Annotated in this window: 9 protein-coding genes; 3 read left to right on the forward strand and 6 right to left on the reverse strand. The window is 64.4% G+C overall.

Annotated elements, in window-relative coordinates; translation table 11 throughout:
* Positions 1 to 140: 140 nt before the first annotated feature.
* From NKI95_RS24220 to NKI95_RS24230, 3 genes are read right to left on the reverse strand one after another with little or no spacing between them, the layout of a single operon-like run.
* On the reverse strand, positions 141 to 992 hold the full coding sequence (locus NKI95_RS24220) for an ABC transporter permease (protein ID WP_352719735.1): 852 nt from the start codon (positions 990 to 992) through the stop codon (positions 141 to 143).
* Entirely contained in the window at positions 979 to 1821 is an 843-nt protein-coding gene (locus NKI95_RS24225) for an ABC transporter ATP-binding protein (protein WP_352719736.1), read from the reverse strand. The genes NKI95_RS24220 and NKI95_RS24225 overlap by 14 nt, the downstream gene beginning before the upstream one ends.
* 3 nt (positions 1822 to 1824) lie before the next feature.
* Positions 1825 to 2829 (reverse strand): ABC transporter substrate-binding protein, encoded by a 1005-nt coding sequence (locus NKI95_RS24230; RefSeq protein WP_352719737.1) that lies wholly within the window; start codon positions 2827 to 2829, stop codon positions 1825 to 1827.
* 277 nt (positions 2830 to 3106) lie between these two features.
* Here NKI95_RS24230 and NKI95_RS24235 point away from each other — a divergent pair, with 277 nt between their 5' ends.
* Both NKI95_RS24235 and NKI95_RS24240 read left to right on the forward strand, forming a co-directional pair.
* Positions 3107 to 3490, forward strand: a complete 384-nt coding sequence (locus tag NKI95_RS24235; RefSeq protein ID WP_292662997.1) for a RidA family protein — start codon at positions 3107 to 3109, stop codon at positions 3488 to 3490.
* Between the two features lie 110 nt (positions 3491 to 3600).
* A complete protein-coding gene (locus NKI95_RS24240; RefSeq protein WP_352719739.1) occupies positions 3601 to 4404 on the forward strand; it encodes a creatininase family protein in 804 nt (267 codons plus the stop codon).
* Here the strand turns inward: NKI95_RS24240 and NKI95_RS24245 are convergent, their stop codons facing one another.
* Together NKI95_RS24245 and cobD are read right to left on the reverse strand one after the other, a co-directional pair.
* The gene (locus NKI95_RS24245; RefSeq protein WP_352719740.1) at positions 4405 to 4914 is read right to left on the reverse strand and encodes a tyrosine phosphatase family protein; all 510 of its coding nucleotides are present in this window, start codon (positions 4912 to 4914) and stop codon (positions 4405 to 4407) included.
* A complete protein-coding gene (gene cobD / locus NKI95_RS24250; RefSeq protein WP_352719741.1) occupies positions 4911 to 5969 on the reverse strand; it encodes a threonine-phosphate decarboxylase CobD in 1059 nt (352 codons plus the stop codon). Before cobD ends, NKI95_RS24245 begins: the two co-directional genes overlap by 4 nt.
* On the opposite strand from cobD, the gene cbiB reads away from it, so the two are divergent.
* The gene (gene cbiB / locus NKI95_RS24255; RefSeq protein WP_352719742.1) at positions 5968 to 6939 is read left to right on the forward strand and encodes an adenosylcobinamide-phosphate synthase CbiB; all 972 of its coding nucleotides are present in this window, start codon (positions 5968 to 5970) and stop codon (positions 6937 to 6939) included. The genes cobD and cbiB overlap by 2 nt on opposite strands.
* Here cbiB and NKI95_RS24260 read toward each other — a convergent pair.
* A partial coding sequence (locus NKI95_RS24260) for a hypothetical protein (protein ID WP_352719743.1) occupies positions 6926 to 7105 on the reverse strand: 180 nt, incomplete at its 5' end. The two genes, cbiB and NKI95_RS24260, sit on opposite strands and share 14 nt — an antisense overlap.

Raw genomic sequence — 7105 nt, forward strand, 5'->3', positions numbered from 1 at the left:
AAGGGGGAAGATTGGCAGCTTCGCCGATGGTGTTCGTCTTGCAACGTTGGTAATTGGCGAAATCCTGGATGGCATCCAATCTCCCCCCTTGAGGGGGAGATGTCCGGCAGGACAGAGGGGGGTGCTGGCGCTGCCCACCATCACCGCTCCTGCCTCAGCGCGCTCTCGTGCCAGCGCCGCAAAATGAGATGCGAAATCAGCGACAGCACCAGGAAGATCAGGATGCCGGTGAGCGAGATCAGGATCAGCGCCGCGAACAGCCTTGGTGCGTTTAGCCGGTAGCCGGCCTCGATGATGCGCGAGGCGAGGCCGGACGACTGGCCGGTGGCGCCGGCGACGAACTCGGCCACCACCGCGCCGATCAGCGACAGGCCGCCGGCGATCTTCAGCCCACCGAGGAAATAAGGCATCGCCGCCGGCAGCCGCAGATAGCGCAGTTGCTGCCAGCGGGTGGCGCCGTTGAGCTTGAACAAATCGCGCAGATTGCGGTCGACGGAATTGAGGCCGAGCGTGGTGTTGGACAGGATCGGGAAAAAGGCGACGATCCAGGCGCAAAGCAAAAGCTTCGTCGTCTGGTTATCGACATAGATGTTGATCAGCGGAAAGATCGCGACGATCGGCGTCACCTGCAGCACGATGGCAAAGGGAAAGAACGACATCTCCACCCATTTCGACTGAGCGAACAGCACTGCCAGCCCGACGCCGCCGACCACGGCGAGGAGCAGGCTGAGGAAGGTGATCCGAAGCGTCACCAGCAGCGAGGAGAACAGCAGCCCGGCGTCGTCATGCAGCGTCTGCAGCACCACGCCGGGGCGCGGCAGGATGTATTTCGGGATGTCGTTCCAGACACAGATGCGGTCCCACAGCCAGATCGCCAGGATCATGATCGCCAGCGGCAGCAGCCATCTGCCGATGCGCTCGAAGCGCTCCTGGCGGACGCGACGCGCCTCCTCCGGGTCGAGCGCCAGGATTTGTTCTTCAATGGCCGTCATGATGCGGTCCGGCAGTTGAGTTTATGGCGCCGATCAGGACGTCGGACGCCTGGCGGCAGAGCGCGGCATAGTCGGGCGAGGTGCGAAATGCCTCGTCGCGCGGATAGTGCGCGTCGACGGCAAGCTCCGCGAACACCCGGCCCGGCCGCGCCGCCATGACGACAACGCGGTTGGAGAGGAAAACGCTTTCGAAGACGCTGTGGGTGACGAAAACGACGGTAAAGCGCTCATCCTGCCATAGCTCCAGCAGATCGTTGTTGAGCTTGAAGCGGGTGATCTCGTCGAGTGCCGCGAACGGCTCGTCCATCAACAGAATCCGCGGCTTGGTCACCATGGCCCGGGCAATCGAGACGCGCATCTTCATGCCGCCTGACAATTCGCGCGGCACGGCATTCTCGAAGCCAGTCAGGTGAACCCGCGCCAGCATCTCCATCACCGCCGGCGCCGCCTTGGCCCGCGACACGCCCTTCAGCCGCAGCGGCAGCCAGACATTGTCGAAGACGTCGGCCCAGGGCAGCAGCGTCGGCTCCTGGAAGACGAAGCCGATATTCGAACGGTCGCCGATATTCGAACGATCGCGGGCGCCGCTGCCGCGCCAGTCGAGCACGCCCGAGGTCGGCATCGACAGGCCGGCAATCAGCCGCAGCGCCGTCGATTTGCCGCAGCCCGACGGCCCGAGCAGGCTGAGGAAATCGCCCTCCCGGATCGTCAGCTCGACATTGCTGAGCGCGGTGACGCCGTTGGAAAACACCTTTCCGACGCCACGCAGCGCCAACAGCATCGGCCCCGGTACACTTCCTGGCTGTTGCGCCACTTTCTCCAGCTTCACGGCCTACTTCTTCAGGTCGAGCCCGACGCTCTTGTTGACGAAGGAAAGCGTGTAGGCCTTCTTGATGTCGACGCCCGCCGGCGCGACCTTGGCCTTGACCATCTTGTCATAGAAACTCTGGATGCGTGCGTCGGTCATGGCGCCGATGCCGAGCTTTTCGCTGTCGCCGGAATCGACCACGCCGAATTTCTTCAGCTGCTCGATCGAGAAGGCGATCTGCTCATCCGTCATGTCCGGATTTTCCTTCTTGATCATTTCGTTGGCGGCCTTGTTGTCGCCGTAGAGATAATTGTACCAGCCCTTGGCCGAGCCATCGACAAAGCACTGGACCACCTCGGGCCGCTTGTCGATCGTCTCCTGCATGGTCTCGACCGTCGTTGCATATGTGTCCCAGCCATAGTCGGCCAGCAGAAACTGGTTCGGCGTGAAACCGCCCTGCTTCTGGACGGCGAATGGCTCCGAGGTGACGTAACCCTGCTGGATCGACATCTTGTTGGCGATGAACGGCGCCGGGTTGAAGGTGTAGGGCACGCGCTTGGCTGCGTCGAAACCCAGGTCGGTGACCATCCACTGGAAGAAGGTCTGCGCACCTTCGTCGCCGAGGATGTACTGGTCGGCGTTCTTCAGGTCTTCCCATTTGTCCAGTCCCTGCCCGGGATGGGACATGATGACCTGCGGGTCCTTCTGGAAGTCGGCGGCCACGACGCGCATCGGTATGCCTTGCTGCACGGCATCGAAAGCCGACAGCAGATTGCCGCCCATGTAGAAATCGATCTTGCCGGCCAGCAGTAGCGGCCGGCCGCTGACCTGTGGGCCGCCCTGCATGATCGTCACGTCGATGCCGCAGGCGGCATAGGTACCATCCACGACGGCCTGATAGTAACCGCCATGTTCCGGCTCGGCCAGCCAGTTGGTGCCGAAGGTGACTTTTTCGTTCGCTGCCGCGGCAAGCGTACCTGCGCCAAGCAGCAAGATCACGCCCGCCGAAATCTTGAGTCTTCCGTACATCCACACCACCCTTTGTTCGCTCCGGCGCATCACGCGCCGGGCTAGACACCATTGTTTCAAGAAGCAAGACACATGCCACCGGCGCGTTGCGTCGGGACCGCCCGCTTGTGCAATGCCCGCCTGTGCAATGGCGGCGCGAAGGCCGGACGGGTCATGCTGTACGAAAGGCATCGTGCCTATTTTTTGATCGCCTGTCCACAATCGCCCTCGTGACATGCACCGCCATCTTGATGCCCGCCTACATCCAGCTTTACGCTGCCGGGAACCGGAGATTGCCATGTTCAAATTCCTCACGCCGAAGTCGATCAAGCCGCCCTTCGCCCGCTACAGCCACGGCGTCGAGCTGCCGCCCGGCAAGCGGCTGGTGCTGTGTTCGGGCCAGGTCGCCATCACAGCGGACGACCAGATCCCCGAGGAGCCCGGCGCACAGGCCGAGCTCTGTTTCCAGAACATAGCGGCGATTCTCGGCGAGGCCGGGCTCGGCCTGTCCGACATCGTCCGCATCAACGCCTATGTCACCGACCGCGCGTTCCTGCGGCCCTATATGGAAGTTCGCGACCGGCTGTTCGCCAGCCCGGCGCCGGCCTCGACGCTGATGATCGTGTCCGGCTTTGCCCGGCCGGAATTCAAGGTCGAGATCGAGGTCATTGCGGCGGGATGAGCAGCGCTGGCCAGCGGCTGGAATCGACAGGCCGATGATCTCAAGTTACACGACAAAGGTTGGCGCCGCCCCTCATCAAGCGCGCATTCAGTCTCTCTTTGAGGTTCAAAATGGCCGGGACAAAAAAACGCGTATGGTGGGGTGACTACCGGACCACCGAATACGCGACCATCGATCCGGAGGCGACCATTGCCGTTCTGCCGCTGGCAGCGATCGAACAGCACGGGCCCCATCTGCCGGTTTCGACCGACACCTCGATCATGAACGGCATGCTCGACACGGTGATCGCCCGCCTGCCCGGCGATCTCGACATCCGCATCCTGCCGGTGCAGGCGATAGGCAAGTCGAACGAGCATTTGCATGCGCCCGGCACCCTCACTTTGCCGGCGACGACCTTGGTCGAAGCATGGACCGAACTCGGCCTGTCGGTCGCGCGCGCCGGCATCCGAAAACTGGTCGTCGTCAACTCGCATGGCGGCAATGAGGAGATCATGGGCATTATCACCCGCGAATTGCGCGTGCGGGCAAAGATGCTGGCGGTAAAGACCAGCTGGCAGCGTTTTGGCCGGCCGGCCGGCATGTACACCGAGCTCGAAGACCGCCACGGCATCCATGGCGGCGACGTCGAGACCTCACTGATGCTGCATTTCCGGCCCGACCTCGTCGATATGGCCAAGGCCGACAATTTCGTGTCCAAGGTCGCCCGCGCCGAAAAGGAATTTTCGCTGCTGCGCCACACCGGAACGCACGCCTTCGCCTGGATCGCCAGCGATCTCAACCCGAATGGCGTGGTCGGCGACGCCAGCATTGCCACTGCCGAAAAAGGCCGGCTGACCGCCGAACATCAGGCCGACGGCTTCATCGGCCTGCTGAGGGACGTGCGCAAGGCAAAGCTGGCGGATTGGCTGACGTAATCAAGCGTCGATCTTCAGCGCAAAAGGCGTGCCCTCAAACGCTTCGGCGCCGCGCCCGATCGCCTCGATGGCGCGGCTCATGCGGCCGTCGCGCTCGAGCAGTGCGTCGGCAATGGCGATCAGCCGCGGATTGGGCGTCGCCGTGGGCGACAGCGCGCGCAGCGTCTCGGCCAACTCGGCCTCGTCGCGCTTCGGCGCCAGCGCTGCCGCGATGATGTAGGCCGAGGCAGTCGAGCGGCTGATGCCGGCATAGCAATGCACCACCAGCGGCCGCGAGCGGTCCCATTGGCGCGCGAAATCGAGCAGGGTCAAGACATGCTCCTCGCCCGGCATGGTCATGCCCTCCTGCGCTACCGCAATGTCGTGCATGACCAGATGCAGATGGTTTTCCCTGGTGATCGAGGCCGGCCGCATCACCTCCGTGCCGGCGGCAAGCAGCGAAAGCAGCCGCCCGGCCCCGGTCTTCGTTACCGTTTCCTCGACTTTGGACAGCGAGCAGACATGGATCATTGGGTAGTTTCTCCCTTGGCATCATCGTCGCGCCGCGAGGCCCAGCCGGCAAGCGCGGATTCGAGCCGCCGCCATTCTTCGTCGGCTCCCGGCAGGCCGGCGCGCAGCACATCCGGACGGTCGGCGAAATGCCGAAGCAGGATGCCGCGCTGGCCGAGCACCGAAAACAGGCCGGCGGCGTCCGCCAGCCTGATATAGCGGAACAGCGAGGTGCCACCGGCGACAGGCACGCCGAAGCGGCCGAACAGCGTATCGAGCCGTGCGGCATCCTCGGCCAGACGGCGCCGCATCCCGGCCTGCCAGCCGGTATCGGCAAGCGCCCTTATGCCATATTCGAGCGCCGGCCCGGCAACAGCCCATGGCCCGAATTGCGCCTCCAGCCGCTCGACCGTCAGCGCGTCGGCCAGTGCAAAGCCAAGCCGCAGGCCGGCCAGGCCGAAGAACTTGCCGAACGAGCGCAGCACGACGATGCCGCCCTGGTCGACGTCGCCGGCCAGGCTTTCGCTGCGCGGGCCGACATCCATGAAGGCCTCGTCGACCACCAGCAGCCCGCCTCTGGCACGCAAATTTGCGGCAAGTCGAAGCAATCTTTCGCGCTCGACGACGCGCCCGTCCGGATTGTTGGGATTGACGACGACGGCAAGGTCGGCCGCCGCCAAGGCTTCGAAATCATCGACTTCGGCCGCCGCATGGCCGGCGATCGCTGCTGCCCGCCGATGCTCGGCATAAGTCGGCCCGAGCACCAGCGCCGTGCCCGGGCTGACCAGCGAAGCGACGGGCGGCAACAGGATCTGCGTGCCGGGCGCAGCCGCGACGTTCGCCGCCGACGGCGCGCCATAGGCGCTTGCCGCGACTTCGGCCAAGTCACGGGCACGCGCTGCTTCCGGCAATCGCGACAGGGCGGTGGCGGGCAAATCGAAAAGCGGGTAGGAGTGCGGATTGATCCCGGTCGAGAGGTCGACGAAAGGCAGCGGCGCGTGAGGGAAAAGCGCCCTCGCCCGGCCAAGGCTTCCGCCGTGGTCCACTGCCGCCGTCACTCCATCAAGAGACTTCATGTCGATCCTGATCACTTTCCTGTCGCTGGCCATCGAACTTGTACTCGGCTACCCGGCCCGGCTCTTCGATGCCATTGGCCATCCCGTCACCTGGTTCGGCAGGCTGATATCCTTTCTCGACCGCAGGCTCAACCGCGCCACTGATTCCGACGCCCACCGTCGCCGCTGGGGCGTCCTCGCGCTGCTGGTGATCGTGCTGGTGCCGGCCGCCCTCGCCCTCTGGCTCGAAACCTTGCTTTGGAGCATTCCCCTCGGCTTGTTGGTCACCGCAATCCTGGCGACGTCGCTGCTGTCGCAGAAGAGCCTGGCCGAGCATGTCGAAGCGGTGGCCGACGCCCTCGACAGCGGCGGACTGGACATGGGCCGCATTGCCGTCTCGCGGATCGTCGGCCGCGACCCGGAAAAGCTCGACAGGGCCGCTGTCTGCCGCGCCGCGATCGAAAGCCTGGCCGAGAATTTCTCCGACGGTGTCGTCGCACCGGCCTTCTGGATCGGCATTGGCGGGCTCGCCGGCGGCGTCGCCTACAAGGCCGCCAACACCGCCGATTCGATGATCGGCCACCGCACCCCGCGCCACGAAGCCTTCGGCTGGGCGTCGGCGCGCTTCGACGACTGGATCAACCTGCCGGCGTCGCGGCTATCGGCGCTTCTGATCGTACTCGCCGCTTTCCTGGTCAAGGGCGCCGACGCCAAAGCCGCCTGGCACGCCGTGCGGCGCGATGCGAAAAAGCACCGCTCGCCCAATGCCGGCTGGTCGGAAGCAGCGATGGCCGGCGCGCTCGGCCTGGCGCTCGCCGGCCCCCGTTCCTACGATGGCGTCATGGTCGAAGACGCATTGATGGGCGAAGGCGGCCAGCGCGACGACGTCGAGAGCACCGACATCCGGCGGGCGCTGAAACTCTACCGCGTCGCCGATTTGCTGCTGATTGCGCTGTTCGGGGTGGTCGCAGTGGTTGTCATACTGGCGTGACCTGCGCTCGAGATCGAGCGCAAACAGAAAACCCGCCATGCGGCGGATCGTTGGAGCCAATTAGCACCATACCCAAATTATTAGCATAGCTGCCGGCACAAAGCAAGAACAAAGTTGCTCCTTCAGCGTTGGAACGCGGCTTTATTCCAGCTTGGGTTCCTCGCCC

The sequence above is a fragment of the Mesorhizobium sp. M0306 genome, assembly GCF_040321655.1.
Taxonomy (GTDB): domain Bacteria; phylum Pseudomonadota; class Alphaproteobacteria; order Rhizobiales; family Rhizobiaceae; genus Mesorhizobium.